The 25052-nt window shown below is 64.0% G+C and carries 25 protein-coding genes, 1 other RNA gene and 1 pseudogene; 16 read left to right on the top strand and 11 right to left on the bottom strand.

Translation table 11 applies throughout. From position 1 onward, the window contains the following. The first annotated feature begins 178 nt into the window (after positions 1-178). Complete coding sequence (locus P9228_RS09385) at positions 179-1081, top strand: dienelactone hydrolase family protein (RefSeq protein WP_278053142.1); 903 nt, start codon at positions 179-181, stop codon at positions 1079-1081. A 155-nt stretch (positions 1082-1236) separates the two neighbouring features. On the opposite strand, the gene P9228_RS09380 is transcribed toward P9228_RS09385, so the two are convergent. Next, positions 1237-2151: a DMT family transporter gene (locus P9228_RS09380; RefSeq protein WP_095802680.1), complete on the bottom strand. Its 915-nt coding sequence runs from the start codon at positions 2149-2151 to the stop codon at positions 1237-1239. Positions 2152-2239: 88 nt separating this feature from the next. On the opposite strand from P9228_RS09380, the gene P9228_RS09375 reads away from it, so the two are divergent. Further along, positions 2240-2716, top strand: coding sequence for an Lrp/AsnC family transcriptional regulator (locus P9228_RS09375; protein WP_067323168.1), 477 nt, complete (start codon positions 2240-2242; stop codon positions 2714-2716). Here P9228_RS09375 and P9228_RS09370 read toward each other — a convergent pair. After that, positions 2702-2917, bottom strand: coding sequence for a hypothetical protein (locus P9228_RS09370; protein WP_067323171.1), 216 nt, complete (start codon positions 2915-2917; stop codon positions 2702-2704). The two genes, P9228_RS09375 and P9228_RS09370, sit on opposite strands and share 15 nt — an antisense overlap. Before the next feature lie 145 nt (positions 2918-3062). After that, entirely contained in the window at positions 3063-3548 is a 486-nt protein-coding gene (locus P9228_RS09365; RefSeq protein WP_095779017.1) for a thioesterase family protein, read from the bottom strand. Positions 3549-3704: 156 nt separating this feature from the next. Between P9228_RS09365 and P9228_RS09360 the strand changes: the two genes are divergently transcribed. Together P9228_RS09360 and P9228_RS09355 are read left to right on the top strand one after the other, a co-directional pair. Continuing rightward, a complete protein-coding gene (locus tag P9228_RS09360; protein WP_278053137.1) occupies positions 3705-5117 on the top strand; it encodes an FAD-linked oxidase C-terminal domain-containing protein in 1413 nt (470 codons plus the stop codon). An 87-nt stretch (positions 5118-5204) separates the two neighbouring features. Continuing rightward, positions 5205-9176: an AsmA family protein gene (locus P9228_RS09355; protein WP_278053135.1), complete on the top strand. Its 3972-nt coding sequence runs from the start codon at positions 5205-5207 to the stop codon at positions 9174-9176. A gap of 98 nt (positions 9177-9274) precedes the next feature. Here the strand turns inward: P9228_RS09355 and P9228_RS09350 are convergent, their stop codons facing one another. Beyond that, positions 9275-9706, bottom strand: a complete 432-nt coding sequence (locus tag P9228_RS09350; RefSeq protein WP_066990862.1) for a helix-turn-helix domain-containing protein — start codon at positions 9704-9706, stop codon at positions 9275-9277. A gap of 178 nt (positions 9707-9884) precedes the next feature. On the opposite strand from P9228_RS09350, the gene P9228_RS09345 reads away from it, so the two are divergent. Further along, positions 9885-11684 (top strand): chloride channel protein, encoded by a 1800-nt coding sequence (locus tag P9228_RS09345; RefSeq protein WP_278053134.1) that lies wholly within the window; start codon positions 9885-9887, stop codon positions 11682-11684. Between the two features lie 6 nt (positions 11685-11690). On the opposite strand, the gene P9228_RS09340 is transcribed toward P9228_RS09345, so the two are convergent. From P9228_RS09340 to P9228_RS09325, 4 genes are all read right to left on the bottom strand, one after another. Then, a complete protein-coding gene (locus P9228_RS09340; RefSeq protein ID WP_066990868.1) occupies positions 11691-11918 on the bottom strand; it encodes a ribbon-helix-helix domain-containing protein in 228 nt (75 codons plus the stop codon). Between the two features lie 8 nt (positions 11919-11926). Next, complete coding sequence (locus tag P9228_RS09335; RefSeq protein ID WP_067323185.1) at positions 11927-12124, bottom strand: DUF4169 family protein; 198 nt, start codon at positions 12122-12124, stop codon at positions 11927-11929. A 9-nt stretch (positions 12125-12133) separates the two neighbouring features. Next, positions 12134-12670, bottom strand: a complete 537-nt coding sequence (locus P9228_RS09330; RefSeq protein ID WP_066990875.1) for an SspB family protein — start codon at positions 12668-12670, stop codon at positions 12134-12136. Between the two features lie 116 nt (positions 12671-12786). Next, positions 12787-13470, bottom strand: coding sequence for a TetR/AcrR family transcriptional regulator (locus P9228_RS09325; protein ID WP_278053131.1), 684 nt, complete (start codon positions 13468-13470; stop codon positions 12787-12789). A 208-nt stretch (positions 13471-13678) separates the two neighbouring features. Here P9228_RS09325 and P9228_RS09320 point away from each other — a divergent pair, with 208 nt between their 5' ends. Beyond that, on the top strand, positions 13679-14884 hold the full coding sequence (locus tag P9228_RS09320) for a multidrug effflux MFS transporter (RefSeq protein WP_127325452.1): 1206 nt from the start codon (positions 13679-13681) through the stop codon (positions 14882-14884). 124 nt (positions 14885-15008) lie between these two features. Here the strand turns inward: P9228_RS09320 and ssrA are convergent. Further along, positions 15009-15369, bottom strand: a transfer-messenger RNA (tmRNA) gene (gene ssrA / locus P9228_RS09315). Between the two features lie 170 nt (positions 15370-15539). Here ssrA and P9228_RS09310 point away from each other — a divergent pair. Both P9228_RS09310 and P9228_RS09305 read left to right on the top strand, forming a co-directional pair. Beyond that, a complete protein-coding gene (locus tag P9228_RS09310; RefSeq protein WP_066990883.1) occupies positions 15540-15851 on the top strand; it encodes a DUF2853 family protein in 312 nt (103 codons plus the stop codon). Positions 15852-15990: 139 nt separating this feature from the next. Continuing rightward, the gene (locus P9228_RS09305) at positions 15991-16785 is read left to right on the top strand and encodes a thymidylate synthase (protein WP_278053129.1); all 795 of its coding nucleotides are present in this window, start codon (positions 15991-15993) and stop codon (positions 16783-16785) included. A gap of 81 nt (positions 16786-16866) precedes the next feature. Here P9228_RS09305 and P9228_RS09300 read toward each other — a convergent pair. Further along, positions 16867-17015, bottom strand: a pseudogene (locus P9228_RS09300) (TOBE domain-containing protein). Between the two features lie 164 nt (positions 17016-17179). Between P9228_RS09300 and modA the strand changes: the two are divergent. From modA to P9228_RS09280, 4 genes are all read left to right on the top strand, one after another. Next, the gene (gene modA, locus P9228_RS09295) at positions 17180-17974 is read left to right on the top strand and encodes a molybdate ABC transporter substrate-binding protein (RefSeq protein ID WP_278053127.1); all 795 of its coding nucleotides are present in this window, start codon (positions 17180-17182) and stop codon (positions 17972-17974) included. 19 nt (positions 17975-17993) lie between these two features. Beyond that, positions 17994-18698, top strand: coding sequence for a molybdate ABC transporter permease subunit (gene modB / locus P9228_RS09290; protein WP_127245778.1), 705 nt, complete (start codon positions 17994-17996; stop codon positions 18696-18698). Next, positions 18695-19807: a molybdenum ABC transporter ATP-binding protein gene (gene modC, locus P9228_RS09285; RefSeq protein WP_127240223.1), complete on the top strand. Its 1113-nt coding sequence runs from the start codon at positions 18695-18697 to the stop codon at positions 19805-19807. The genes modB and modC overlap by 4 nt, the downstream gene beginning before the upstream one ends. Positions 19808-19892: 85 nt before the next feature. Further along, the gene (locus P9228_RS09280) at positions 19893-20234 is read left to right on the top strand and encodes a winged helix-turn-helix domain-containing protein (RefSeq protein WP_066990897.1); all 342 of its coding nucleotides are present in this window, start codon (positions 19893-19895) and stop codon (positions 20232-20234) included. Positions 20235-20251: 17 nt separating this feature from the next. Here P9228_RS09280 and cobF read toward each other — a convergent pair whose 3' ends face one another. After that, complete coding sequence (gene cobF, locus P9228_RS09275) at positions 20252-21025, bottom strand: precorrin-6A synthase (deacetylating) (protein WP_278053124.1); 774 nt, start codon at positions 21023-21025, stop codon at positions 20252-20254. A 178-nt stretch (positions 21026-21203) separates the two neighbouring features. On the opposite strand from cobF, the gene P9228_RS09270 reads away from it, so the two are divergent. From P9228_RS09270 to P9228_RS09255, 4 genes are all read left to right on the top strand, one after another. Next, positions 21204-22217 (top strand): DUF4424 domain-containing protein, encoded by a 1014-nt coding sequence (locus tag P9228_RS09270; protein ID WP_278053123.1) that lies wholly within the window; start codon positions 21204-21206, stop codon positions 22215-22217. Next, positions 22217-22735: a dihydrofolate reductase gene (locus P9228_RS09265; protein ID WP_278053121.1), complete on the top strand. Its 519-nt coding sequence runs from the start codon at positions 22217-22219 to the stop codon at positions 22733-22735. The genes P9228_RS09270 and P9228_RS09265 overlap by 1 nt, the downstream gene beginning before the upstream one ends. A gap of 245 nt (positions 22736-22980) precedes the next feature. Beyond that, the gene (gene hflK, locus P9228_RS09260) at positions 22981-24078 is read left to right on the top strand and encodes an FtsH protease activity modulator HflK (protein ID WP_066990906.1); all 1098 of its coding nucleotides are present in this window, start codon (positions 22981-22983) and stop codon (positions 24076-24078) included. Next, positions 24078-25040, top strand: a complete 963-nt coding sequence (locus P9228_RS09255) for a protease modulator HflC (protein ID WP_067323214.1) — start codon at positions 24078-24080, stop codon at positions 25038-25040. The genes hflK and P9228_RS09255 overlap by 1 nt, the downstream gene beginning before the upstream one ends. The last annotated feature ends 12 nt before the right edge of the window (positions 25041-25052 follow it).

Here is a 25052-nt window from a genome sequence, read left to right as displayed (position 1 = left end):
GTCCCACCGAGACAGCATCATCAACGTTTTCGGAAATGACCAAAATGTGATGGATGCAGAAGCCATCGGCAATCGTCATTGGTCGAAATTGGGTCCGAGGGCCGCTGTCGCCGGCGGATGACTGGACCGTGCGCGTTCTAACCCTATCTTGCGCGTCAAACAGTCGTCGAGGAGAGCCATGACCGAACCTGTCGCCAAGCCTGTCGTCACACAGCCCATCATCACTCAGGCGATGATCGATGCCTATGACGAATATACGCATCTGACGCTCGACCGGCGGCGCTTCATGGAGCAATTGACTCGGCTCGCTGGATCGGGCGCCGCGGCCGCCGCGATCGCGCCGATGCTGGCTGCGAATTTGGCCAAGGCGGCGATCGTCGCCGAGAACGATCCGAGGGTGAAGGGCGAGGACATCACCTATCCCGGCAGCCGCGGCGAGATGAAGGGCTATCTGGTCAAGCCGGCGAATCACTCCGGCAAACTCGGCACGGTGATCGTCGTCCATGAGAACCGGGGGCTCAATGGGCATATCCGCGACGTCGCCCGGCGCGTGGCGCTGGAAGGCTTCGTCGCGCTGGCGCCGGACTTCCTGTCGCCGCTCGGCGGCACGCCAGCCGACGAGGACAAGGCGCGCGACATGTTCAGCAAGCTCGATGCTGCCCAAGTCGCGGCCGACGGCGTAGCCACGGTCGCCTATCTCAAGGCTTACCAAGACAGCAACGGCAAGGTCGGGGCGGTCGGCTTCTGCTGGGGCGGCGGCACGGTGAACACGCTCGCCGTCAATGCGCCGGACCTCAGCGCCGGCGTCGCCTATTATGGCATGCAGCCGAAGGCCGAGGATGTGCCGAAGATCAAGGCGGCGCTGCTGCTGCATTATGCTGGGCTGGACGAGCGCATCAATGCCGGCATCGACGCCTACAAGAAGGCGCTCGACGCCGCGCATATCGAATACACCGTCTATGTCTATGACGGCGCCAACCACGCCTTCAACAACGACACCTCGGCCGCGCGCTACGACAAGAAGGCGGCCGATCTCGCCTGGGGGAGGACGGTCGCCTTCCTTAAGGAGAAACTGGCCTGAGGTGTGTTGATATTCAGGTGAGCCCGGCCTGCGAATGGCGGCTTCCTGCGCTTCCGGTGCTCACGTACTTCAAAGTACGCTCCGCTCCGGTTCTCGGAATCCACCATTCTCGGCTCGGCCTGACCTGAAGCTCAACACACCTCGACGGCGGCGGATCACTCCGGCGCTGGCTTGTGCATGGCGACGCCCGCCACAACCAGCGCGATGCCGAGGCAATCGGTGAGGCTCGGAACCTGCCTGAGCACGACCACGCCGATCAGGGTCGCGGTGAGCGGCAAGAGCGATAGCATGAGCGCGAAGCTCGCGCGCGCCAGCCGCGCCATGGCGAGCTGATCGCAAATGTAGGGGATGACGGAGGAGCAGAGGCCGACGCCGATACCGGCGATCAGCAGTTGCGGCGCCGAGAAGGCTGGCAGCGCCTCGCTGAAGCCGACCGGCAGCACGACGAGCAAGGCGATCGCCATGGCGGTGCCGAGGCCGGCGATGCCGAGGCCAGTTCGGGCGATGCGGTGGCCCAAAACGATATAGCCGATGAACAGCGCGCCGTTGAGAAAAGCCCAGAACAGGCCGACGGGATCGCTCGACCACTTGACATCGATGAGCAGCAACGTGCCGGCGACAGTGATGGCGAGCGCCGCGAAATTGCGCGGGGTTCTGAGGCCGACCATCGCGACGCCTATGGTGCCGACAAATTCGATCGCGGCGACTAGCGAGATCGGCAGGCGGTCTAGAGCCAGATAGAAGGCGCAGTTCATCACCGCCAGGCAGGCGCCGAAGGCCAACAGCAGCAGGCGGGCCGAGCGGTCGGCGCGCGTGAAAACCGCCCATGGCCTGGTAAGCGGCGCGAAGACGAGCGCGGCCGTGGCGATGCGCAGCCAGGCCATGCCGAGCACGCCGACCTGAGCGAACAGCAGCACGGCGAAGGCCGGCCCAAGATAGTGGAAGATCGCGCTGACGCAGAACCAGACATGCGGCGGCACCGCATCGGCCAGTCCGGCGAGGGCAGGGCGTGCAGCGTCGGTGTCGCTGCCGGCCCGGTTTGTCGGATGAACTTGCGCTTCAGAATTCATAGGGTCATTATCGCAGGCGAACTTCGCGACTTATATGGATGATGCACGGCTCCGATCACCGTTCACCTTCTGAAGAAAAGAGAATTATTTGAAACGCCTTCGAAATGAAAATGGCGAGCTGGATGCGGCGGACCTGAAAATCCTGCGACTCCTGGAAAAGGATGCGCGCACCAGCACGGCGGAACTGGCGCGCGCCGTCGGGCTCTCGGCGCCGAGCGTGGCCGAACGCATTCGCAAGCTGCAGGAGAATGGCGTGATCGAAGCCTATACGGTGAAGATCAATCCGACGGCGCTCGGCATGAAGCTGTCGGCATGGCTGCGAATCAGGCCGGTCCCGGGGCAGCTTGCCGTGGTGGCCGGGATCATTCGCGACCTGCCGGAAATCGCCCAATGCGACCGAGTGACCGGCGAGGATTGCTTCATCGCGCTCGCGCATGTCGGCTCGGTGGCCGAGTTGGAGCGGGTGATCGACAAAATTATTCCCTATGCGATGACCAACACCGCCATCATACAGTCGTCGCCGGTCGAGGCGCGCTCGCCGCTTGGCAGTTTAAGGGAGCGCTGAAGGCTCAGTGTGACCGCGTCTGATGCGCGCCTGCTTGAGAATCGCGCGCCAGCGGATCATGTCGAAGGGGATGGGCTCGTTGTTGTTGGCGATGTGGAAGATCTCGTTGTTGACGTTCTTCAACGATCGCCAGAAATCATAGTCGGTGATGCGCGGATCGGCCGCCAACCGCTCCACTTCGACCTTGATGTCGGTTTTCATGCACTGTCCTCGCACCGCATTCCGCCTGCCGCCCGCGCGTAAACCCGGTGCGGCGGTTTTCGAACGCGCCACTGAGTCGTTCAACAGACTCAATCGGCTTGTTCACGTTAAAACCTTGGTAAGGTTAACGCGGGTGTGCGGGTTTTCAAGCGCTCTTGCGTTTGATGCCGATCGAACGGCCGGCACGCTCCGGCATCGGCAACGCGGCGTGGGCGGCGCGCATGGCTTCAACCTGTGCCATCACATCGGCCGGGAAGGGAGCGACCCTCGGCCCGGCCATGTCGACATGCAGCGCAAGCTGCTCGGACGTCGCGGCCAGCCAGCCATCGACGTGGCGAATCTCCTGATAGGCCCTCAGCCGCTTCTCGTCGTGGTCGATGAGCTGGAACGAGACCTTCACCTTGTGGTCGAGGTGAAGCTCCTGCACGTAGCAGACATGGACTTCCGCGGTGTAGATGGTGAGGCGGCGGTCCTTGGCATAGTTCGGTCCCATGCCCATCAGCTCGAACGCTTCGTCCGAGCAGCGGTCGAACAGCACGTTATAATAGGCCATGTTGAGATGGCCGTTATAGTCAATCCAGTCCTTCTCGATCGCCATCGGGCTGGAAATGATCGGCGCGGGCATCGTCATTTGGTTTTCCTTGATCGTCGCTGGACAGGGCCTGGCTGGTGAGGTTCTCTTCGCTCTGGCGCAATTCCGGAGCTTCACTCTTTTCCTGGAATTGCTTTAGGCATCATCCATAGCTGCATTACAAGAGTGGCCGCTGGTCCATTCGCGGAGGAATTCATGGCTTTGAGCGACCTCAACCCCGTCGAGCGCAACGAGGAAGGCATCGCCGCCGCGCTCGGCATCCTCAAGCAGCGGTTCGGCGAGCGTTTTCAGACCGGCGAGGCGATCCGCGACCAGCATGCGCACACCACCACCTACATCCCGACCCAGGCGCCGGATGGCGTCGTCTTCGCCGAAAGCACGCCGGAGGTGCAGGAGATCGTGCGCACCTGCGCCGCGCATCGTGTGCCGGTCATTGCCTTCGGCGTCGGCTCCTCGCTCGAGGGCCACACCAATGCGCCGGGCGGAGGCATATCCATCGACACCTCTCGCATGAACCGCATCCTCTCGGTCAATCCGCAGGATCTCGACTGCACGGTCGAGCCCGGAGTGACACGCGAGGATCTCAACCGCCATTTGCGCGACACCGGCCTGTTCTTCCCGATCGACCCCGGCGCCAATGCCTCGCTGGGCGGCATGGCGGCAACACGGGCGTCCGGCACCAATGCCGTGCGCTACGGCACGATGCGCGAAAACGTGCTGTCGCTGACGGCGGTGATGGCCGACGGCGAGGCAGTGACGACCGGCAAGCGGGCAAAGAAAAGCTCGGCCGGCTACGACTTGACGCGGCTCTTGGTCGGCTCGGAAGGCACGCTCGGCATCATCACAGCACTGACGCTCAGGCTGCAGGGCATTCCGCAGGCGATCTCCGGCGGCGTCTGCCCGTTCCCGACCTTGGAGGCCGCATGCAACGCAGTGATAGCGACCATTCAGATGGGCATCCCGGTGGCGCGCATCGAACTGGTCAACGCGCTGCAGATGCGGGCGATGAAGAATTATTCGAAGCTCGACTACCCCGAGAGCCCGTGCCTTTTCGTCGAATTTCACGGCAGCGACGCCGGTGTCGCCGAACAGGCCGAGACTTTCGGCATGATCGCCGAGGAGAATGGCGGCGGACCGTTCCTGTGGACCAGCGTCGCCGAGGAGCGGACGAAGCTCTGGAAGGCGCGGCACGACGCCTACTGGTCGTCGCTGACGCTGCGCCCCGGCGCCAAGGGGCTTTCGACCGATGTCTGCGTGCCGATCTCACGGCTTGCCGAATGCGTCACCGAGACCGAAGCCGACATTGCCGAAATGGGCCTGATCGCGCCGATCGTCGGCCACGCCGGCGACGGCAATTTCCATGTGCTGGTGCTGATGGATGTCGACAGCCCGCAGGAGATCGCACTCGCTGAAAAATTCGTCGCGCGGCTCAACATGCGGGCGATCGCCATGGAAGGCACCTGCACCGGCGAGCACGGCATCGGCCAGGGCAAGGTCGGCTTCCTGCGCCATGAGCTCGGCCATGGCGTTGAGGTCATGCGAACGATCAAGCAGGCGCTCGATCCGCTGAACATCATGAACCCCGGCAAGATCTTGCCGAGAGCCTAGACGCCGAGGGTTGCAGCCGAATTGCCTCTTTATCGCCGCGCGGATGCGGGTAGAGTGCGGCTGACTTAATCCTAGGCTTTGGGGCCGATGCTCGCTCGCCTGTTCGTGATCTTCGGTGGCCTGTTCGTGCTGGTGCTGTGCGCGGCGCTGGTGGTGCCGTATTTCGTCGACTGGACCGGCTACCGCGCCGATTTCGAGCGCGAGGCGAGCACCATCCTCGGTCGCAAGGTGACCGTGAAAGGCGACGCGACCGCGCGGCTCTTGCCATTCCCTTCGGTGACCTTCTCCAATGTCGAGGTCGCAGGCGGCCCTGGCGGACAGCCGGCGATGACGATGGAGACCTTCTCCATGGACGCGGAGCTGGCGCCGTTCCTGCGCGGCGAACTGCTGATCTTCGACATGCGGCTGGTGCATCCGAAGGCGACCATCGATGTTGCCGGCGACGGCACGGTCGACTGGGCGATCCGGCCGTCGACGCCCTTCGATCCCGGACAGATCGCGATCGAGAAGCTGACGGTGACCGAAGGGCAGATCGAATTGCGCCATGCCGCCGGCGGGCGCAGCCATTTCATCTCCGAGATCAACTCGACCGTTTCGGCAAAGTCGCTCGCCGGCCCGTGGCGGATGGACGGCTCGCTGCGCTTCGACGGCCTGCGCACGGAAGTCTCGGCCTCAACCGGCAGAACGGAAGCCGACGGCCAGATGCGGGTCAGACTCAAAGCCGACCCGGATGCCTATCCGCTCATCATCGAGACAGACGGCAATGCCGGCATCGTCAAAGGCGCGGCGGTCTATTCCGGTCAGTTCAAGGTTTCGGCTTCTGACAAGAATGGGGCCGACAGGAGCTCGGCCGAATTGCGCGGCACTGACGCCGAGCCTGTGAAGGTCAGCGCCAGCAAGCCCGATCCCGGCTTCCGGCTGAACGGCAAATTCGCGCTCGACCATCAGAAGCTCGGTGTCGATGAATTCCGCTTCGAGACCGGACCGCTCGACAACCCCTATACCGCCGACGGCAAGGCCTCGGTCGATCTCGGCCTGAAACCGCATTTTTCGATCGAAGCGAACGGCGCGCAGGTGCAGTTCGACGAGGCGGTGGGCGCATCCGCAGGTGCCGGATTGACGCTCGACCAGCGTATCGCGGCGTTCGAGCAGACGCTTCAGCACATGCCGAAGCCGACGATACCGGGCACGGTCGAGGTCAGGCTGCCGGCCGTGGTGGCGGGCGATACCACGGTTCGCGACGTGCGGCTCTCGGCGGAGCCGGCCGAAGGCGGGTGGTCGGTGAAGTCGCTCGCCGCGACACTGCCGGGCCGGGCGACGCTTGAAGCCGACGGCATGCTGAACGTCGAGGACCATTTCGGCTTCACCGGATCCCTGCTGCTTGCTGTCGGACAGCCGTCCGGTTTCGCCGCCTGGCTGTCGAAGGATGTCGACGACGCGATCCGCCGTCTGCCGGCGGCGGGCTTCAAGGCCAAGGTCGATCTCAGCGAGAACCGGCAGTCGTTCAGCGACCTCGAGCTGATCCTCGGCAAGGCGAAATTTTCCGGCCGCATCGATTCCAGCCAACCCGATGGCGCCAGGCCCTCGGTGCTGATGCAGCTGGAGGGCGGCGAGCTCGACGTCGATGGGCTGGCGGCCTTCGCCTCGATCTTCGTCAGCGACAAGGGCGCCAACCGCTTCTCCGACCGCGACCTCGATTTCCAGATCAAGGCGGGCCCGGTCAGCGCCGCCGGGCTGACCGCCGATACAGTTGATACGGCGTTGAGGCTGCGCAAGGGCCTGCTCGAGATCGACCGGCTCTCGGTCGGAGGGCTCGCCGGCGCCTCAATCAGCGCCACCGGGCGCATCAAGGATTTTCCGGAAAGCCCGACCGGCAAGCTCGACGCATCCGTGGTGGCCGTCGATCTCAAGCCGCTCATAGATGTCGCAGCCCAGCATTATCCGGACAATCAGGTTCTGAAAGGCCTGGCTGCCCGTGTTGCTGCCTATCCGGAGCTGTTCCAGGACGCCCGGATCGACCTGGTGACAAGTGCCGCCGACAATGGCGACGGCACCACCGGACTCGCGCTCTCGGCGCAAGGCAAGGCCGGCGGTTCCGCCTTCTCGGCTTCGCTTTCGGGCAGGGGGACGCGGGATCGGCTTCCCGATGCGCCGGTATCGATCACCTTCAATGCCAGGAACGAGAACGCCGCCACGCTGCTTGCACTCTACGGCCTGCCGGCGCTGCCGCTCGGCATGCTTGGACAGGCCACCACCGATATCACGGCCAAAGGCTCGCTGGGCGGCGGTCTGGCAACCAGCTTCAACCTGACGGCCGACGATTTCAGGGCGAGCTTTGACGGGACCATCGCCGAGACAGAGCAAGGCGCCACCGCCAAGGGCAAGGTCAATCTCGACGCCGCCGATATCGAGCCATGGCTGATGACGACAGGTGTCGGGCTGCCCGGCATGGGCACCGGGACGTCGGCTTCGCTCGCCAGCGATGCCGACTTCGGCAATGGGCTTCTGGTGCTGAGCGGGCTCAGCGGCGCCATCAACAAGGCGACTGTGTCCGGCGACGTCAACGCCGACATGAAGGACGGACTGCCGCATCTTGCCGGCGCGCTGGCGCTCGATGAGCTCGACCTCGATCCGCTGGCGGTTTCGTTGTTCGGCGACCAGTCCTTCCTCGCGGGGAAGGACGGTGGCTGGCCGACGACGCCGTTCAGCCGGAAATCGACCCTGCCGTTCAGCGCCGATCTCGACCTCAACACGGCCGCCCTTGCCGCCGGACCGTTCGCGACCGCGCATGACGCGACGCTGTCGCTGAAGCTCGACCGGGAAGGCATCCGTGTCTCGGACCTCAAAGCCAAGCTCTATGAGGGCACGCTGACCGGCCTGTTCGAGCTCAAGAACACGGAGGGCACCGGCCTGTTATCGGGTCAGTTGAAGCTGGCGGGCAGTGATCTTGCCGCAGTGCTGCCAGGCGCCGGAATCAGCGGCAGCGGCGACATTTCGGCCGCGCTGTCGACCAGCGGCAAGTCTGTCGATGCGATGATCGCCGCCCTGTCAGGGTCAGGCACGGCCGCGCTGAAGGGACTGACCATCGCCGGCATCAATCCCGATGCTTTTGCCCCCGTCATCGCCAAGGCCGATGCAATCGGACGCGACATCGATGCCGCCAAGACCGCCGGCTTCGCGCCAGAGATCGCCGGACAGGGAAGTTTCGCGGCCGGCAACACCGATATCCCCTTCACCGTTGCCAATGGCACGCTGCGGGCGCCGCCGATCAGCCTCGACAATCCGGCGGCGACGCTGTCGGCGGACGTTACCGCCGACCTCGATGCGAGCACGCTGGCCGCCAAGGGAGCGATCACCTATCGACCGGGCGACGAGGCGCTTGTCGGCTCCGAACCGGCTGTGAACTTCAGCCTTGCAGGCCAGATCGGGGCGACGTCGCTCCAGTTCGACAGCGCGCCGCTGGCGCAGTTCCTGACCCAGCGCGCGCTGGAGAAGGAGCAGCAGCGCGTCGAGGCGATGCAGGCGGCGCTGCTCGAGAAGCAGAGGCTGCGGCGCGAGGTGCGCTACTACGCTGCGCTGCAGACGGAGCGCGACCGGGCGGCCGAGGAACTGCGCCGGCAAGAGGAAGAGGCGCGGCAGAAAGCCGAGGCTGAAGCCAGGGCGAATGCCGAAGCGGAAGCGCAAGCGAAGGCAGAAGCCGAGGCGCAAGCCAAAGCGGAAGAAGAGGCAAGGGCAAAAGCGGAAGCCGATGCCAAGGCTCAGGCCGAGGCCGAGGCCGAGGCGCGTGCCAAGGCGGAGGCTGATGCGCAAGCAGCGGCGAATGCCGACGCCAAGGCAAAGGCCGAACAACAGGCCGCAGCCGCGAAAGCCCAGGCCGAGGCGGATCGCAAGCGTGCCGAGCAGGCGAGGCTGGAAGCTGAACGCAGGGCGGCTGAGCAGGCGCCAAAAGTCGACCGGTCGCTTCCCGGCGTCAACGACGGTTCCGTTCCAGAGCCGCCGAAGCCCAAGTCCAATCCGTTCACGATCGACAACCTCTTGAAGTCGCTGGACGGCGGTTGAAACTCGTTATTCCAGGAAAACTGCATAGCGGTTCCGCCCGGAATCGCGGGCGAACAAAACACCCAAGACGTCGCGAAGGACAGCGCTGGATGTAGCGCTCAAACCGGCTCCTGCCGCGAAAGCAGGCGCTTGAGCATAGGTTCGATGCGGGCAAGCTCGTCGAGATGGGCGGCCGACAATTCGGCGAGACGGTCGTCGGCGAGCGGGGTGAGTTGCAGCAGGACGCGGCGGTGGTCGGCCTTGTCTTGATCCCGCGCGACCAAGCCGGCCTCGCTCAGCCGATTCACCAGTTCGACGGCGCTGTGGTGGCGGATGCGCAACCGCTCCGCCAGATCGCCCACTGCCACCGGCCCGCCGCCGGGATAGCCCTTGATCGCCAGCAGCGCCTGGTGCTGGCGCGGGGTCAAGCCCGCCTCATTCGCCTGCAACTGGCTGAATTCGAGGAAGCGGCGGATCAGGTAGCGGAACTCCGAAAGCCGCTGATAGTCGGCCTGGCTGATGGCGGGACGTGGTTTCTTCGGATGCGTCATGCCACGACTTATCGCCCTTTCCGGCCAAAGCTCAACTCTAATGAAAGCCTGGCGCATCCATGACCAAAATGACGCGGAGCAACCACCAAAAACGGCCTTGAAGAATTATATCGTGTTACGATATGTAGCCGCCCGACAACCGGACGGTACCGCGCCGCCAGAAAGCTCAGGCTCCCAAATGAAATCCGCTCATGCCGGAAACGGCCATCTCCGCGACTTCACCACCGATCCGCGGGTGCTCATCATCGCCGCCATCGCAGTCGTTGTGGCGACCGCCGGGCTGTTTGCCGGCATCGCGCTGTTGAAGCTGATAAGGCTCGCCACCAACATCGCCTATTTCGGCCAGTTCACACTGGCCGAGCTCAGGCTCGAGGACACGCCGCTCGGCTATGCCGCCGTGCTGGTTCCAGTAATCGGCGCGCTGGTCATCGGGCTGATGGCGCGCTTCGGCAGCGAAAAGATCCGCGGCCACGGCATTCCGGAAGCCATCGAAGCAATCCTGCTCGGCCGCTCGCGGCTCGACGCCAATGTGGCGGTATTGAAGCCATTGTCGTCGGCGATCTCGATCGGCTCAGGCGGACCGTTCGGCGCCGAAGGGCCGATCATCATGACCGGCGGGGCGATCGGCTCGCTGATCGCGCAGATGCTGCCGGTCAGCGACAATGAACGCAAGACGCTGCTGGTTGCGGGCGCGGCGGCCGGCATGACGACCGTGTTCGGCACGCCGATCGCGGCAATCATGCTTGCCGTCGAGCTGCTGCTGTTCGAATGGACGCCGCGCAGCTTCATCCCGGTCGCCGTCGCCGCCATCATCGCCGAGGTCGAACGCACCTTGCTGCACCTGCCCGGACCGATCTTCCCGTTCTCGGGCAGCATGGAAGCGTCGATCGCCGGATTGGGTGGCTGGGTGCTGGTCGGGATTGCCGCCGGCCTGCTCTCCGGCTTGCTGACGCAAATGGTCTATGCCTGCGAGGACGCCTTCCAGAAGCTGCCGATACACTGGATGTGGTGGCCGATGATCGGCGGCCTGGTGGTCGGTATCGGTGGACTGATCGAGCCGCAGGCGCTCGGTGTCGGCTACGACAACATCGCCAACATGTTGGATGGCCATGTGCTGGCGGCGGCGCTGACGCTTTTGGTCGTCAAGGCCATTATCTGGTCGGTGGCGCTGGGTTCGGGAACGTCGGGCGGCGTGCTGGCGCCGCTCCTGATCATGGGCGGCGCGATGGGCGCGGTGCTTGCCGGTATCCTGCCCGAGGCGACGCCCGGCTTCTGGCCGCTGCTGGCGATGGCCGCGACCATGGGCGGCACCATGCGCGCGCCGCTGACCGCGACCTTCTTCGCGGTCGAACTCACCGGCAACACCCACATGCTGGTGCCGCTGATCGCAGCCTGCGCCACTGCCCATGCCGTCACCGTGCTGTTGATGAAGCGATCGATCCTGACCGAAAAGGTGGCGCGGCGCGGACACCACCTCGTTCGCGAATACCGCGTCGATCCCTTCGCGCTGACCAGGGTGCGCGAGGTGATGACGACCAAGGTCGAGAGCGTGCCGGCGACGATCACGCTGCACGGCGCGGCGGCATTCCTGACCGCCCCGGACACGCGCCATCCGAGCTTTCCTGTGATCGACGAGAAGGGCCATGTGCTCGGCCTCATCGATCCGCCGGCGATCCTGCGTTGGCGCCGCGCCGGCAAGCACCGCAAGACGACGCTCGGCGAACTTTTGGCCGGCAGCAAGGTCACGCTCGCCTATCCCGACGAATATCTGGAAGGACTGTCAGACAAGCTGCTCCTGGCCAACGTCTCGCATCTGCCGGTCGTCTCGCGCGAGGATGCACGGCTGGTCGGCTATATCGGCTGGAAGGACCTGATGCGGGTGCGGTCGAAAAAGCAGGCCGAGGAACGCGACCGTTCGGCCCTGCTCAGCTTCGGCGCCAAGCGCAAGGCGCAGGAAAGCATCGACGATCCGGTCTGAGGCCGGTCAAGATGCCTTGCCGCCGCGCTTTGCCCAGGCGAGCACGTAGAGTCTGAGCGCGGAGGAGAGGTTGGCGTCACGGGTCCGCGTTTCGTCGATCTCGGCAACGAGGGCCGCGAGCGACAGCGAACGTTGCGTCGCGATCGTCACCAAGTCGTCGTAGAAGGGCTGCTCCAGGGAAAAACTGGTGCGGTGGCCGCGGATCGTCACCGAGCGTTTTTCGACAGCGGCCATCCGGGCGCTCAGCGCCGGTCCGGATCGCCGGGCTTTTCGCGGCGATGGCCGTCCATGGATTTTTCCGTCATGTCGGACGTCAGCCGGTCACGCTCGCGCTCGGCTTTGGAACGGCCGTGCAATGCCCGGTTTCCCCCGGCCAGGCGTTCCTTCTCGATGCGCGCTTTCTGCTTGCGGGCCTGGCGGAGATTGACGACCTCGCCCATTTCCCCGGCTCACTTCTTGCGAAAGGCGTCGAGCGAAACCACTTCGGCACCCTTGCCGCCGGTATCGGCGGCAGCCGGCTTCTTCTCGGCCTCGGTGGCCTTTTTCTTCGATTCCGGTTTCTTTTCGGTCACGACCGCGATCGGCAGCTCCGGGGCCGGCGCGGCGTCGTCGTCTTCCGCGGCGTTGTCCGCCTTGACGTCGAATTCGAGTTCGAAATTCACTGATGGGTCATAGAAACCGCGCACGGCGGAGAAGGGGATTTCGAGCTTTTCGGGCACGTCGGAAAAGGAGAGTCCCACCTCGAAACCGGTGTCGGTCACCTTCAGGTCCCAGTACTGGAACTGGATGACGATGGTCATCTGCTCCGGATAACGCTCGCGCAGCCGCGAGGAGATGCGCACGCCCGGCGCGCCGGTCAGGAAGGTGATGAAGAAATGATGGTTGCCCGGAAGGCCCGTGCGCGCGACTTCGGCCAGGACCTTGCGCATGACGCCGCGCAATGCCTCCTGGGCCAGAATGTCGTAGCGGATGTGGTCGTCGGCCATGTGACGGTCGGGTTCCATTGAATCGTCCGCATAGCTGTAATCAAGCTTGGGCGCGGCGTAAACCGCATATAGGCGCCGAAAGCTAAGGCCAAGAGGGCTGGCGGCGATTTGATCGCTCAGGCGTGGGCGAGGGCGGCCTGCCGGGCGGCTGTCGCTTTCTTCCTGCCGAAGGCGGCCAGGAAGGTGTGCACGCCATTGGTCGCTGACCGCAACGCCTCTTCCTCCGTCGGTATGCCGCCGAGCATGAAGGTTGTCTGCAACTCGGCGTTGACGAGTGCGAGGAACTGCCGCGCCGCCACGTCCGGATCGTCGATCGAGAGGTGCCCCGCAAAGGCCAGCCGCGCGAAGCGGGCGGCAAGCGCCGACCAGGTGCGGCCCGGTCCCTGTTCGCGCCACTCGGCAAAAAGCTCGGGATAGCGCTCGCCCTCGGCCTGGATCAGCTTGCGCAGGAAGCGGCCGTCGCGGTTGCAGATACAGTTGCGGTTCATGCGCACCGCGAAGGCGACAAGATCGGCTTCGAGATCGGCGGGCTGGTCGGGAAAGGTGGCAATGGTGGCGAAGATGCCGGCATTGCAGCGCTCCGTCAGGTCGCGCACAATGGCCATGAACAGCTTTTCCTTATCGCCATGGTGATTGTAGACGGTCTGGCGCGAAACGCCAGCCTCGGCCGCGATCAGGTCGATATTGGCGCCGGCATAGCCTTCGCGGCAGAAGACCGAAGCGGCAGCATCAACCACCGATATGCGCTTGGCCTCATGGCTGCGTGGCGGGAAAGTGTCAGGAGAAACGCCGACCTTCATAAAAAACTATATAGCGATGATTGACGAATTGGACAAGCCTGTCTAAATTTGTAGACACAATAAAGCGAAGTCCGCTCCCGGGAACAACAGAATCGCGCTTTGAAGCGACGATGATTTCACATCCCGGATGTCGGAGTTCCACGGGATGGAACGTCCTCGGGTAGACGCCGGACCACGGCGGCAACCAGATCCGAAAGAAGCCCTTATCATGAGTCCCAAATTCCTCCGCATCGCGGTCGTGCTAGGCTTGTTGTCCGCAATCGGCCCGTTCGCCATCGATATGTACCTTCCCGCGCTGCCCTCGATCGGTGCGGATTTGAAGGCTGGCACCGCCGCCGTGCAGATGAGCCTTTTGATCTTCTTCCTGTCGATGGGTTTCGGCCAGATCGTCGTCGGACCGATCTCGGACATTGTCGGGCGCAAGCTGCCGCTTTATGTCGGACTCGCGCTGTTCATGGTTGGCGGCGTCGGCTCGGCTATGGCGCCCAGTATCGAGTGGCTGATCGCCTTCCGCTTCCTGCAAGGGCTCGGCGCCAGCGCCGGCATGGCAGTGCCGCGCGCCATCGTGCGCGACCTGCACACCGGTAACGAGGCCGCCAAGCTGATGTCGTTGCTGATGCTTGTGTTCTCGGTGTCGCCTATTCTCGCGCCGCTCACGGGCAGTCAGATCATCGAGAGCTTCGGCTGGCGTGCCGTGTTCTGGACTGTGACGGGCGCCGCCGCTTTAGCCACCATCCTGCTCGCGACCTCGCTGAAAGAGACGCGTTCGGCGGAGGAGCGCGCCAACTCGTCCTTCGGCACGGCACTTGCCGGTTACCGCTACCTGATGAGCGACCGCAACTTCCTTGGCCTGACGACGATCGCCGGCTTCGGCATCGCGAGCTTCTTCGTCTATCTGTCGAGTTCGTCCTTCATCCTGATCGACCACTACGGCCTGTCGCCGTCGGTCTACAGCGTGTTCTTCTCGATCAACGCGGTCGCCTTCATCGGCATGTCGCAGCTGACCGGGATGCTGGCGGATCGCTTCGGCTTGAAGCGGGTCGTGTGGGTGGCGGTGACCGGCTATGCCACGGTGATGGTGGCGCTGTTCGCGATCATGGCATCCGGTGTCGACCGGCTCGACGTGATGGCGGCGCTGCTCTTTGTCGGCTACGGCTTCCTTGGCCTGGTCATTCCGACCACCTCGGTGCTGGCGATGGAAGAGCATGGCGAGATCGCCGGCACGGCCTCGGCGCTGATGGGCACGCTGCACTTCGCCATCGGCGCGCTGGCCATGGGCGTGGCGGGCCTCTTCTTCGACGGCACGCCGCTGCCGATGGTGGCCGGCATCACGCTCTGCGCGGTGATTTCCTTCACGCTGGCCAAGCTGACGCTCGGCCGTGCGCGCGAAGCGGTCGAAGCGCCTGCCGAGTAAGACGCGGATAGAAAATCGGAAGAGGCCGGGATTGCCCGGCCTTTTTCAGCCCAGGCAGGACCGCAAGCATGCGCGCCAAGCATGCTCGGCCGTTCAATTGACTTGGAAAGAAGGCGAGGGGGAAGGTGGAGGTTTCTGTTGCCAGGTACCTCCGAACCCCGCCTAGAAGTGCGAACCTCTAGGGCTTGATTTGAAGCGTTCGCACTGCATTAAGCAGCGAGACGAGCTTCCGCATAGTTGTCGTTGGCAACTATAAGTTTAGCCCGATGACGGTGGTACAATGCCGGGCAAAAGTACGATCTTTACACCTTCGTCGATCCTATTTCGCCCCCAGCAAAAGCCGCTCCCTTTGGAAGAGCGGTTTTTGGTGGAGGCGCCGGGTACCGCCCCCGGGTCCGAACGGCTTATTTCATCGCCTGTTTATCGCCATAGTCGGTCAAGCCGACGAAGCGAATATAGGGAGCGGTTACGGAAAATGAAAGGGCCAAGTCGAGGCTTGTCCCCTGCGCCAAACTCGACAGCCGAGGGTTGACTTGCGCGTCTACTCAATCGAAGCTCCGCCGGCGATGAGGAATATCCTGACCTAGCGCACAAGTTGCGCGGCGCGCCACAAGCCTCATCGATCGGATCCGTGGCGCCGACGAGGGGAAGTTTCATGGCCGACTATCTTGCGGATGTGAAGAAATACGATGCCGGCGCCAGCGCCGATGCGGTCGAGAAGATCGTCAAGCATTTGGGCATCGCGCTCAGGAACCGCGATTCGTCCCTGGTCTCCTGTGCGGACCCGAAGGAGCTCGAGCGCGTCCGGGACAACTGGGTGACCAAGAAGCTTGGGATTGCCGACGCCAAGAAGGCCGACGCCTCGATCGAGAAGGCGTGCAAGGCGATGGCCGCCGACAACACCAAGAGCCGCGTGACCTTCTACTATCTGGTGGCGAAGGACCTGGGCAAACTGGGTTCTCTGTGAGGCAAGGCGATCGGCAGCCGGCATGGCAACGTGCCGGCGCCGTGGATTTTTCGCGCCGGATCGACATCTGTAGGCTTTGGGTATTCGACCGACCGCCAGTCGGCTATGATCGCTTGTCATCCGAATCGAGGCCGAGCCGATGCGCCAATATCTCGACCTGTTGAAGCATGTGCTGGAGAACGGCGCCGATCGCGGCGACCGCACCGGTACCGGCACGCGGTCGGTGTTCGGCTACCAGATGCGCTTCGACCTTTCGCGCGGCTTCCCGGTTACCACCACCAAGAAGCTGCATCTGAAGTCGATCATCCACGAGTTGCTGTGGTTCCTGGCCGGCGACACCAACATCAAATATCTCAACGACAACGGCGTCACCATCTGGGACGAATGGGCCGACGAGAACGGCGATCTCGGCCCTGTCTACGGCAAGCAGTGGCGCTCATGGCCGGATGGGCACGGCGGCGAGATCGACCAGATCGCCGCCCTTCTCAAGGAGGTACGCAAGAATCCCAATTCGCGCCGGCTGATCGTCTCAGCCTGGAATCCGGCCCAAGTGGAGGCGATGGCGCTACCGCCCTGCCATTGCCTGTTCCAGTTCTACGTTTCGGAAGGCCGGCTCTCCTGCCAGCTCTACCAGCGCTCGGCCGACATTTTCCTGGGCGTGCCGTTCAACATCGCATCCTACGCCCTGCTGACGATGATGGTGGCGCAGGTCACCGGCCTGAAGCCTGGCGATTTCGTCCACACGCTCGGCGATGCGCATCTTTACTCGAACCATTTCGAGCAGGCGCGCGAGCAGATGCGGCGCACGCCGAAGCCGCTGCCGACGATGTGGATCAACCCGGATGTGAAGGATCTTTTTGCCTTCCGCTTCGAGGATTTCCGCCTCGAGAACTATTTTGCGGACGCCAATATCAAGGCGCCGATCGCGGTATAAGGCCCGCTTTGAGCGCTGCCAGCGCTCAAGTCGTCAGCCAGTCCCGACGATGACGTCGGAGGCCTGATCACCTCATAGGCCCTACTTGCCCAGTCGCAGATCGGCAACCGCTTCGTTGGTGATCGAAGCCGCGTCGAGGACGCCGCCCCTGATAGCTATCCTGACATGCGAGGTGGTCGATCCCTCGACGATTTCCGTGACCTTGCCTTTAGGACATTGCGGGCGCTGATCTACATCTGCCTATGCCTCGCTGTATCGAACGGACTTCACCGTGGGCTGGTGGGATCCTGACGGACAACGGCGCGGAGCCTAAAAGTCCTTTTCTTGTTATGTTCATCCGGATATATCGGTCAGGGCTCGAGCCGAACGGATTTTCAGAAGAGGACGAGGTTTCATGACGGGCAAGGGTTTTGGCTTGAAGGCGATCCCCATCGGCGGACTGACGGCAGCGTTGATGGCGGCTGTCCCCGCTGCTCAGGCCGACGACAAGGTGATCGTGTTCGCCGCGGCCAGCCTCAAGGACGCGCTCGATGTGGTCAACAAGGCCTGCGAGCCCGAGGTCGGCGAAGCGGCCACGATTTCCTATGCGGCAAGCTCGGCGCTGGCCAAGCAGATCGAGGGCGGCGCGCCAGCCGATGTCTTCGTCTCGGCAGACCTCGACTGGATGAAGTATCTCTCCGACAAGAAGCTGACCAGGCCCGACACCGAAGTGAAACTGCTCGGCAACCAGATCGTGCTGGTGGCGCCGCAAGATTCCAAGGTCGAGGCGAAGGTCGAGAAGGGCTTCGACCTCGCCGGGCTCATCGGCGACGGTCGGCTCGCCATGGGCGATTTCAAGGCGGTGCCCGCCGGCAAATATGGCAAGGCGGCGCTGGAATGGCTGGGCGTGTGGTCCTCGGTCGAAGGCAAGGTCGCGCAGGCCGAGAATGTCCGCGCCGCGCTCAAGCTGGTGTCGACGGGCGAGGCCGCGCTCGGCATCGTCTACGCCACCGACGCCCATGCCGAAAAGGGCGTCAAGGTCGTCGGCACCTTCCCCGAGGATTCGCACCCGCCGATCATCTATCCGATTGCCCAGACCGCGGATTCGAAGGACAAGGATACGGCTGCCTTCCTGAAATGCGTCGAGTCGGCCAAGGCCGCCGCGCTCTTCAAGGAACAGGGTTTTACGGTGCTCGCGCCGAGCAACTGAGAAAGACCTAACACCGCATATGAACTGGCTGCTGGACCTCACTCCCGACGAATGGAATGCGGTCCGGCTGTCGATCAAGGTGGCGACGGTGGCGATGATCGCCAGTCTGCCGCCCGGCATCCTGATCGCGCTGGTCCTGGCCCGGGGGCGGTTCTGGGGCAAGACCTTGCTCAACGGGCTGGTGCATTTGCCGCTGATCCTGCCGCCGGTGGTGACCGGTTATCTGCTGCTGCTCACCTTCGGCCGGCGCGGGCCGGCCGGCGCCTTCCTCGCCGAGCATTTCGGCATCGTCTTTTCCTTCCGCTGGACGGGGGCAGCACTTGCCTGCGCGGTGATGGGTTTTCCACTGATGGTGCGGGCGATCCGGTTGTCGATCGAGGCAGTCGACCGCAAGATGGAGGCGGCCGCCGGCACGCTCGGCGCCAACCCGGTCTGGGTGTTCGCCACAATCACGCTGCCGCTGATCCTGCCCGGCCTGATCGCCGGCGCGATCCTGTCCTTCGCCAAGGCGATGGGCGAGTTCGGCGCGACCATTACTTTCGTCTCCAACATCCCCAACGAGACGCAGACGCTGCCCTCGGCGATCTACACCTTCACGCAGGTGCCGGGCGGCGATCCCGGAGCGCTGCGCCTGACGCTGATTTCGATCGTCATCTCGATGGTGGCGCTGGTGGCCTCCGAGGTTCTGGCGCGCCGGATCGGCCAGCGGATGGACGTCGAATGACGCTCTCGGTGGACGTCAGTCATCGTCTCGGCGATTTCGCCATCGAGGCGAGTTTCGAAAGCGCCGGCCGGCTGACGGCGCTGTTTGGGCCTTCGGGCTCGGGCAAGTCGACGCTGATCAATGTGATCGCCGGGCTGATCCGGCCGCGGAAAGGGCGGATCGCGGTGGACGGGCGCGTGCTGGTCGACACCGCCGCCGGCATCTTCGTGCCGATGCACAAGCGACGGATCGGCATGGTGTTCCAGGATGCGCGGCTCTTCCCGCATTTGAGCGCCGCCGGCAATCTGCGCTATGGCCGCTGGTTCACGCCGGTTGCCGAGCGCTACGCCAGTATGGATGCGGTGGTCGAACTCCTTGGCATCGGTCCCCTGCTCGACCGGCGGCCGGCGAAATTGTCGGGTGGTGAAAAGCAGCGCGTGGCGATCGGCCGCGCGCTCCTTGCCAGCCCGAAACTGCTTTTGATGGACGAGCCGCTTGCCTCGCTCGACGAGGCGCGAAAGGCCGAAATCCTGCCCTATATCGAGCGGCTGCGCGATGAGACGAAGATCCCGATCGCCTATGTCAGCCATTCCGTCGCCGAGGTGGCGCGGCTGGCGACCGACGTGGCGGTGCTGTCCCAAGGCAAGATCGCGGCTTTCGGCCCGACCGAGGCGATCATGCAGCGGCTCGACCTCTTGCCGGCGGAGGAGCGCGGCGAGGGCGGCGCGGTGCTCGACACCAGGGTTTTGCGTCACGACGAGGCTTTCGGCATGACTGTGCTCGGCTCGCCGGCCGGCGAGATCCGCGTGCCGCGCGTTTCACGCCCGGCGGGAGCTCTGGTGCGGCTCCGCATCCGCGCCCGCGATGTCATGATCGCGACCGAACAGCCGTCGGGTCTTAGCGCGCTCAACATACTGCCGGGCAAAATCGCCGCGGTCAGGCCGGGCGTCGGGCCTACGGTGGAGATCGCCATCGACTGCAACGGAGCAACGGTGCTGGCGCGCGTCACCGAACAGTCGAAGCAGAGCCTTCGGCTCGCGCTCGGCCGCGAGGTCTTCGCGGTGATCAAGACGGTGAGCTTTGACAGCGCGACGACAGGTGCTGGGCTGCCGGTGGAGGCCGATGGTTGACGAAAGTGCAATATCGCTATGTTGGTTTGGAATAGCGATGTGGCGGCGGAGAGGGTAATCTCGACATGATCGCAGAGGACAAGGGATGCCATCGCTGAGCCTGCGGATAAATCTCGACCCTGACGGACGAATTGGTCCGGGCAAGATCGAATTGTTGGAGCAGATCGCCGCTTTCGGCTCGATTTCGGCCGCGGCGCGCGGCATGGAGATGTCCTACAAGCATGCCTGGGACCTGGTCGAGGACATGAACCGGGTGTTCGGCAAGCCGCTGGTGGCGGCGCAGACCGGCGGCCGAAAAGGCGGCGGCGCGCAATTGACCGCCGTGGGTCTCGCCGTCGTCAGCCGTTTCAGAGCGATCGAGCGCGCGGCGGCTTCAGCGGCGGCCGTCCATATGCAGGCGTTGCAGGCCGAGATCGACGCTGGTTGATTGGGCCTGTAAGGGGCCTATTCCTCCGGCTCCCCGGGCTTGCGGAGCAAATAGGTGTCCATGATCCAGCCCTTTTTGCGCCGAGCTTCCTCTCGGACCTTCTCGATTTCGGCGCCGACATCGCCGAGGCGGCCGGAAAGGATGATCTCGTCCGCCGTGCCGAGATAAGCGCCCCACTGAATGAAAACATCTTGGTCGACCAGTGTGTTGAAGGCGCACTTGCCGTCCAGCATGACAACGGTGCTTCCGGCATTCGCGGGCAGGCCTTCCTCAGTCAGCCGGCGGCCGGTGGTGACCAGGATCGAATCGCCGATGCGGTTGAGCGCCGTGGCGTGGGAGGCGGCCAGCGCCTGGATCGCGGTGATGCCCGGAATGACCTCGAGCTCGAAACCGACATTGCCCCTCAGGCGCACGCGCTCCAGTATGCGCAGCGCGCTGTCGTAGAGCGAGGGGTCGCCCCAGATCAGGAACGCGCCGCAGCCGTCCTCGGCAAGCTCGTTGCCGATCAGCCCTTCATAGATTTCGGCGATCGCCTCGTGCCAGTCGTCGACGGTCACGCGATAGGACGATGTCGGCTCGGCCCGAACCGGGACGTCGAATTCGACGCGGCGCGACTTCGGGTTTGTGACGAAGCGGTCGCAGATCTGCCGACGGAGTTCCGCGAGGTCGTTCTTCCTCGCGCCTTTGTCGGGAACGAACAGCACGTCGGCCCGGTTCAGGCCGTTGATGGCCTGTACGGTCATGTGGTCGGGATTGCCGGCGCCGATGCCGATGACGAGAAGCTTGCGCATAGGCGTCCTCCTGCCCGATCGGGCGGCCGGTGTCCAGACGGGGGCAGGCAGGCACGCGGGAACGCAAAACTCGGCCGGTCGGCAGAAACGCTGAACGCCTCTAGCTACTTCTCCTGGAATTGCTCTAGATGGAAGCGCATCCGCATGATCCCGGTCATGCCGTCGAGAGAGGGGAGCCATGACACGCACTATCCTGACCGCAGCGCTGGCATTCTCGGTTGCACCGGCCTTCGCCAACGATTCCGTTGCCGAGCTTGGCACCGGCGGGCTGATCCTGTCGCGCAGCGATGCGGTTGCCATGGAAAGCGAGGATCTCTTCATCTCGCCGGAAAAGGTGACCGTCGACTACGTTTTCCGCAACACTACCGACAAGGACGTCAGCGCGATCGTCGCCTTCCCGATGCCGGACATCGAGGGCGACCCGAACGAGATGCTGGCGATCCCGGAAGCGCAGAGCGACAATTTCCTCGGCTTCGAGGTGACGATCGACGGCGTCGACGCCAACCCGCAGCTCGAACAAAAGGCGTTCGCGCTGGGCATCGACATCACCGCGGAACTCAAGGCGCACGACGTGCCGCTCTATCCGTTCGGCGACGCCGCCAAGGCGGCGCTGGCAAAGCTGCCCAAGGACGTCGCCGAGGATTGGGAAGATCGCGGCATCATCGTCGAAGACACCGCCGATGACGGTTCGGGCATGCAAACCGCTTACGCGCCGTTCTGGCAGTTGCGCTCGACCTATTGGTGGCGCTCCACCTTCCCGGCCAACAAGCAAATCCATGTCTGGCACCGCTACAAGCCGAGCGTCGGCGGCACGTCATCGGTCAGCTTCTATTACGACGGCAAGTTCCAGGGGCAGTACGACACTTACAAGACCCGCTACTGCATGGACGGCGCGTTCGAGAACGCTGTGCGCAAGGCAGCGAACGAAAATCCCGACGGCTATCCCAAATATTTCGAGAGCCGCATCGCCTATGTCCTGACCACCGGCGGCAACTGGGCGTCCGGCAGTATCGGCAACTTCAAGCTTACCATCGACAAGGGCAGCCCAAAGAATCTGGTCTCCTTCTGCGGCGACAATGTCCGCAAGGTGGGTCCGACGACGTTCGAGATGACGGCCAAGGATTTTTATCCGGAGCACGATATCGGCATCTTGCTGCTTGAGCCGTCGGACAATAGTGGGAACGGCGGCTGATGGACATCGCGATCTACGTGGCCATTGCCGAGAACGGCGTGATCGGACGCGAAGGCGGGCTGCCGTGGCGGCTTTCCAGCGACCTGAAACGCTTCAAGGCCGACACGATGGGCAAGCCGCTCATCATGGGCCGCAAGACCTATGAGGGCATCGGCCGGCCGCTGCCCGGCAGGCTCAACATCGTGGTGACGCGAGCCAGAGACTGGCGATCCGAGGGCACCGAAGTCGCCCATTCGCTCGACGATGCCATCACGCTGGCCAAGGTGCGCGGCCGCTGCACGGCAGGTGCCGAGGAGATCTGCGTCGTCGGCGGCGGCGAGATCTATGCCCAGGCCCTGCCGCTGGCCGATCGTCTCCACGTCACCCATGTGCTGGCCGCGGTCGATGGCGACGCTCATTTTCCGCCGATCGACCCCGCGATCTGGCGGATCGTCCGATCCGAGGATTTTCCGGCGGGCGAAAAGGACAGCCACGCGACACGCTATACCGTTTACGAGCGCCGCGGCGACGGTCACTGACGAGGACAAAGGGTCGCTGACGGCTCAAATCGCAGGTGCGCGCAGCGGATCGCGTTGAAAGCGCGTCACGGCGTCCCTATAGAAGAACGAGGGTACAGCGCCACGCTTCCAACCGGACGCGCAAGAAGGTCGCCGTAAAACTTTGATTTGGCGCATGATTCCTTCGGAAAACCGATATCGGTTTTCGGGGTCATGCGCTAGGATCGCGCCGCAAGGCCTGAGGGAACCGAAGCGAAAGGACATTCATGCCCTGGAACGACAAGAGCGGTGGCGGCGGCCCATGGGGCGGCGGCGGCAATCAGGGGCCCTGGGGGCAGGGACCGAAAGGCCCGAGCGGCCCGCCCGGTTCGCCTCCCGATCTCGAGGACATTATCCGCCGCGGCCAGGACAGGCTGCGGCGCGCTCTTCCGGGAGGCGGCGGCGCCAGCCCGGCCGTCCTCGGGCTGATCGCGCTCGCGCTTGTCGTGCTTTGGGCTTTCAAGGCCATCTATACCGTGCAGCCTGACGAGGTCGCGGTCGAATTGCGCTTCGGCAAGCCGAAGGCCGAGCTCTCGCAGCCAGGGCTGCATTTCCACTGGTGGCCGATCGAAACGGTCGAAACGGCAAAGATTTCCGAGCAACTCGTCAGCATCGGCGGCGGGGCGAGCAGCGGCTCCGGGCTGATGCTCTCCGGCGACCAGAACATCGTCAATGTGCAGTTCTCGGTCGCCTACCAGGTTTCCGATCCAAGGGCCTATCTTTTCGACGTCTCAGATCCCGACGGCATGCTGACGCAGGTGGCCGAAAGCGCCATGCGCGAGGTCGTCGGCCGGCGCCCCGCGCAGGATATTTTCCGCGACGATCGCCAGGGTATTGCCACATCGGTGCGTGAGATCATCCAAAACACGCTCGACGGTTACAAGACGGGTCTGCAAGTCAACGCAATCTCCATCGAGGACGCCGCCCCGCCGCGCGAGGTCGCCGATGCTTTCGACGAGGTGCAGCGCGCCGAGCAGGACGAGGACAAGTTCGTCGAGCAGGCCAATCAATATTCCAACCAGAAGCTCGGCCAGGCGCGCGGCGAGGCGGCCCAGATCCGCGAAGATGCCGCCGCCTACAAGAACCGGGTCGTGCAGGAAGCCGAAGGTGAGGCGCAGCGCTTCATCTCCGTTTACAACGAATACGCCAAGGCGCCCGACGTGACGCGCAAGCGCCTTTACCTGGAAACAATGGAGAGGATCCTGAAGGACTCGAACAAGGTCGTCGTCGAGCAGGGCAACGGGCAGGGTGTGCTTCCTTACCTGCCGCTGCCGGCACTGCAGCCCAAGGCGCCGCCCGCGCCTGCGCTGGGAGGTAACCAGTGATGGCCAACCGTCTTCCCATCATCGCGGTCATCGCGGCCGTCCTTCTGTTTCTGCTCTATTCGTCGGTGTTCGTCGTCAAGGCGGGCGAGCAGGCAATCGTGCTGAGGTTCGGCGAGATCATCGACGTCAAGACCGAGCCGGGCATCTATTTCAAGGCGCCATTCGCCTTCTTCGATGCCGACAGCGTTCAGACGATCGAGAAAAAAGTGATGCGCTTCGACCTCGACAATATCCGCGTTCAGGTCTCCGGCGGCAAGTTCTACGAGGTCGACGCCTTCATCGCCTACCGCATTTCGGATCCGCGCACGTTCCGCGCGGCGGTATCGGGGCAGGTGGAACTCGCCGAAGCCCGGCTGAAGACGCGGCTCGATGCGGCGCTGCGCCGCGTCTATGGTCTGCGCGATTTCGAGGCGGCACTTTCCGAAGAACGCGGCGTCATGATGCGCGAGGTGCGTGACCAACTGCGTCCGGACGCGACGTCGCTCGGCCTCGACATCGAAGATGTGCGCATCCGCCGGACGGATCTGACCGCCGAAGTATCGCAGCAGACCTACGATCGCATGAAAGCCGAACGCTTGGCGGAAGCCGAGCGGCTGAGAGCTCGCGGCAACGAGGCGGCGCAGCGTATCAAAGCCAGGGCCGACCGCGAGGTCGTCGAGATCATCGCCGAGGCGCAGAAGGAATCGGAGATCCTGCGCGGCGAGGGCGAGGCGCAGCGCAGCGCCACCTTTGCTGAAGCCTATAAGCGGGACCCGAGCTTCTTCGATTTCTATCGCTCGATGAATGCTTACGGCACGGCTTTGGACAGCACCGGAACCACCATGGTGCTGTCGCCCGACTCCGAGTTCTTCCGTTTCTTCCGCGATCCGGAAAGCAAGCCCGAGCCCGGACAGCCGGCGGCATCGCAGCCCGCGCCCGCGACGCCGGCAGCCCCGGCCACGCAACCCGGCAGCGCCCAGTAGCGGACGGTGCAG

Origin of the sequence: Mesorhizobium sp. WSM4898 (assembly GCF_029625845.1) — a bacterium.
GTDB lineage: Bacteria > Pseudomonadota > Alphaproteobacteria > Rhizobiales > Rhizobiaceae > Mesorhizobium.
The sequence above is the reverse complement of the archived record's forward strand: the minus strand, read 5'-3'. Positions and strand labels throughout refer to the sequence as shown.

Excerpts from the sequence above, each read along its gene's own strand:
- P9228_RS09385 (WP_278053142.1), top strand. The coding sequence starts at position 179 with ATGACCGAACCTGTCGCCAAGCCTGTCGTCACACAGCCCATCATCACT.
- P9228_RS09380 (WP_095802680.1), bottom strand. The coding sequence starts at position 2,151 with ATGAATTCTGAAGCGCAAGTTCATCCGACAAACCGGGCCGGCAGCGAC.
- P9228_RS09370 (WP_067323171.1), bottom strand. The coding sequence starts at position 2,917 with ATGAAAACCGACATCAAGGTCGAAGTGGAGCGGTTGGCGGCCGATCCG.
- P9228_RS09365 (WP_095779017.1), bottom strand. The coding sequence starts at position 3,548 with ATGACGATGCCCGCGCCGATCATTTCCAGCCCGATGGCGATCGAGAAG.
- P9228_RS09360 (WP_278053137.1), top strand. The coding sequence starts at position 3,705 with ATGGCTTTGAGCGACCTCAACCCCGTCGAGCGCAACGAGGAAGGCATC.
- P9228_RS09355 (WP_278053135.1), top strand. The coding sequence starts at position 5,205 with ATGCTCGCTCGCCTGTTCGTGATCTTCGGTGGCCTGTTCGTGCTGGTG.
- P9228_RS09350 (WP_066990862.1), bottom strand. The coding sequence starts at position 9,706 with ATGACGCATCCGAAGAAACCACGTCCCGCCATCAGCCAGGCCGACTAT.
- P9228_RS09345 (WP_278053134.1), top strand. The coding sequence starts at position 9,885 with ATGAAATCCGCTCATGCCGGAAACGGCCATCTCCGCGACTTCACCACC.
- P9228_RS09340 (WP_066990868.1), bottom strand. The coding sequence starts at position 11,918 with ATGGCCGCTGTCGAAAAACGCTCGGTGACGATCCGCGGCCACCGCACC.
- P9228_RS09335 (WP_067323185.1), bottom strand. The coding sequence starts at position 12,124 with ATGGGCGAGGTCGTCAATCTCCGCCAGGCCCGCAAGCAGAAAGCGCGC.
- P9228_RS09330 (WP_066990875.1), bottom strand. The coding sequence starts at position 12,670 with ATGGCCGACGACCACATCCGCTACGACATTCTGGCCCAGGAGGCATTG.
- P9228_RS09325 (WP_278053131.1), bottom strand. The coding sequence starts at position 13,470 with ATGAAGGTCGGCGTTTCTCCTGACACTTTCCCGCCACGCAGCCATGAG.
- P9228_RS09320 (WP_127325452.1), top strand. The coding sequence starts at position 13,679 with ATGAGTCCCAAATTCCTCCGCATCGCGGTCGTGCTAGGCTTGTTGTCC.
- P9228_RS09310 (WP_066990883.1), top strand. The coding sequence starts at position 15,540 with ATGGCCGACTATCTTGCGGATGTGAAGAAATACGATGCCGGCGCCAGC.
- P9228_RS09305 (WP_278053129.1), top strand. The coding sequence starts at position 15,991 with ATGCGCCAATATCTCGACCTGTTGAAGCATGTGCTGGAGAACGGCGCC.
- modA (WP_278053127.1), top strand. The coding sequence starts at position 17,180 with ATGACGGGCAAGGGTTTTGGCTTGAAGGCGATCCCCATCGGCGGACTG.
- modB (WP_127245778.1), top strand. The coding sequence starts at position 17,994 with ATGAACTGGCTGCTGGACCTCACTCCCGACGAATGGAATGCGGTCCGG.
- modC (WP_127240223.1), top strand. The coding sequence starts at position 18,695 with ATGACGCTCTCGGTGGACGTCAGTCATCGTCTCGGCGATTTCGCCATC.
- P9228_RS09280 (WP_066990897.1), top strand. The coding sequence starts at position 19,893 with ATGCCATCGCTGAGCCTGCGGATAAATCTCGACCCTGACGGACGAATT.
- cobF (WP_278053124.1), bottom strand. The coding sequence starts at position 21,025 with ATGCGCAAGCTTCTCGTCATCGGCATCGGCGCCGGCAATCCCGACCAC.
- P9228_RS09270 (WP_278053123.1), top strand. The coding sequence starts at position 21,204 with ATGACACGCACTATCCTGACCGCAGCGCTGGCATTCTCGGTTGCACCG.
- P9228_RS09265 (WP_278053121.1), top strand. The coding sequence starts at position 22,217 with ATGGACATCGCGATCTACGTGGCCATTGCCGAGAACGGCGTGATCGGA.
- hflK (WP_066990906.1), top strand. The coding sequence starts at position 22,981 with ATGCCCTGGAACGACAAGAGCGGTGGCGGCGGCCCATGGGGCGGCGGC.
- P9228_RS09255 (WP_067323214.1), top strand. The coding sequence starts at position 24,078 with ATGGCCAACCGTCTTCCCATCATCGCGGTCATCGCGGCCGTCCTTCTG.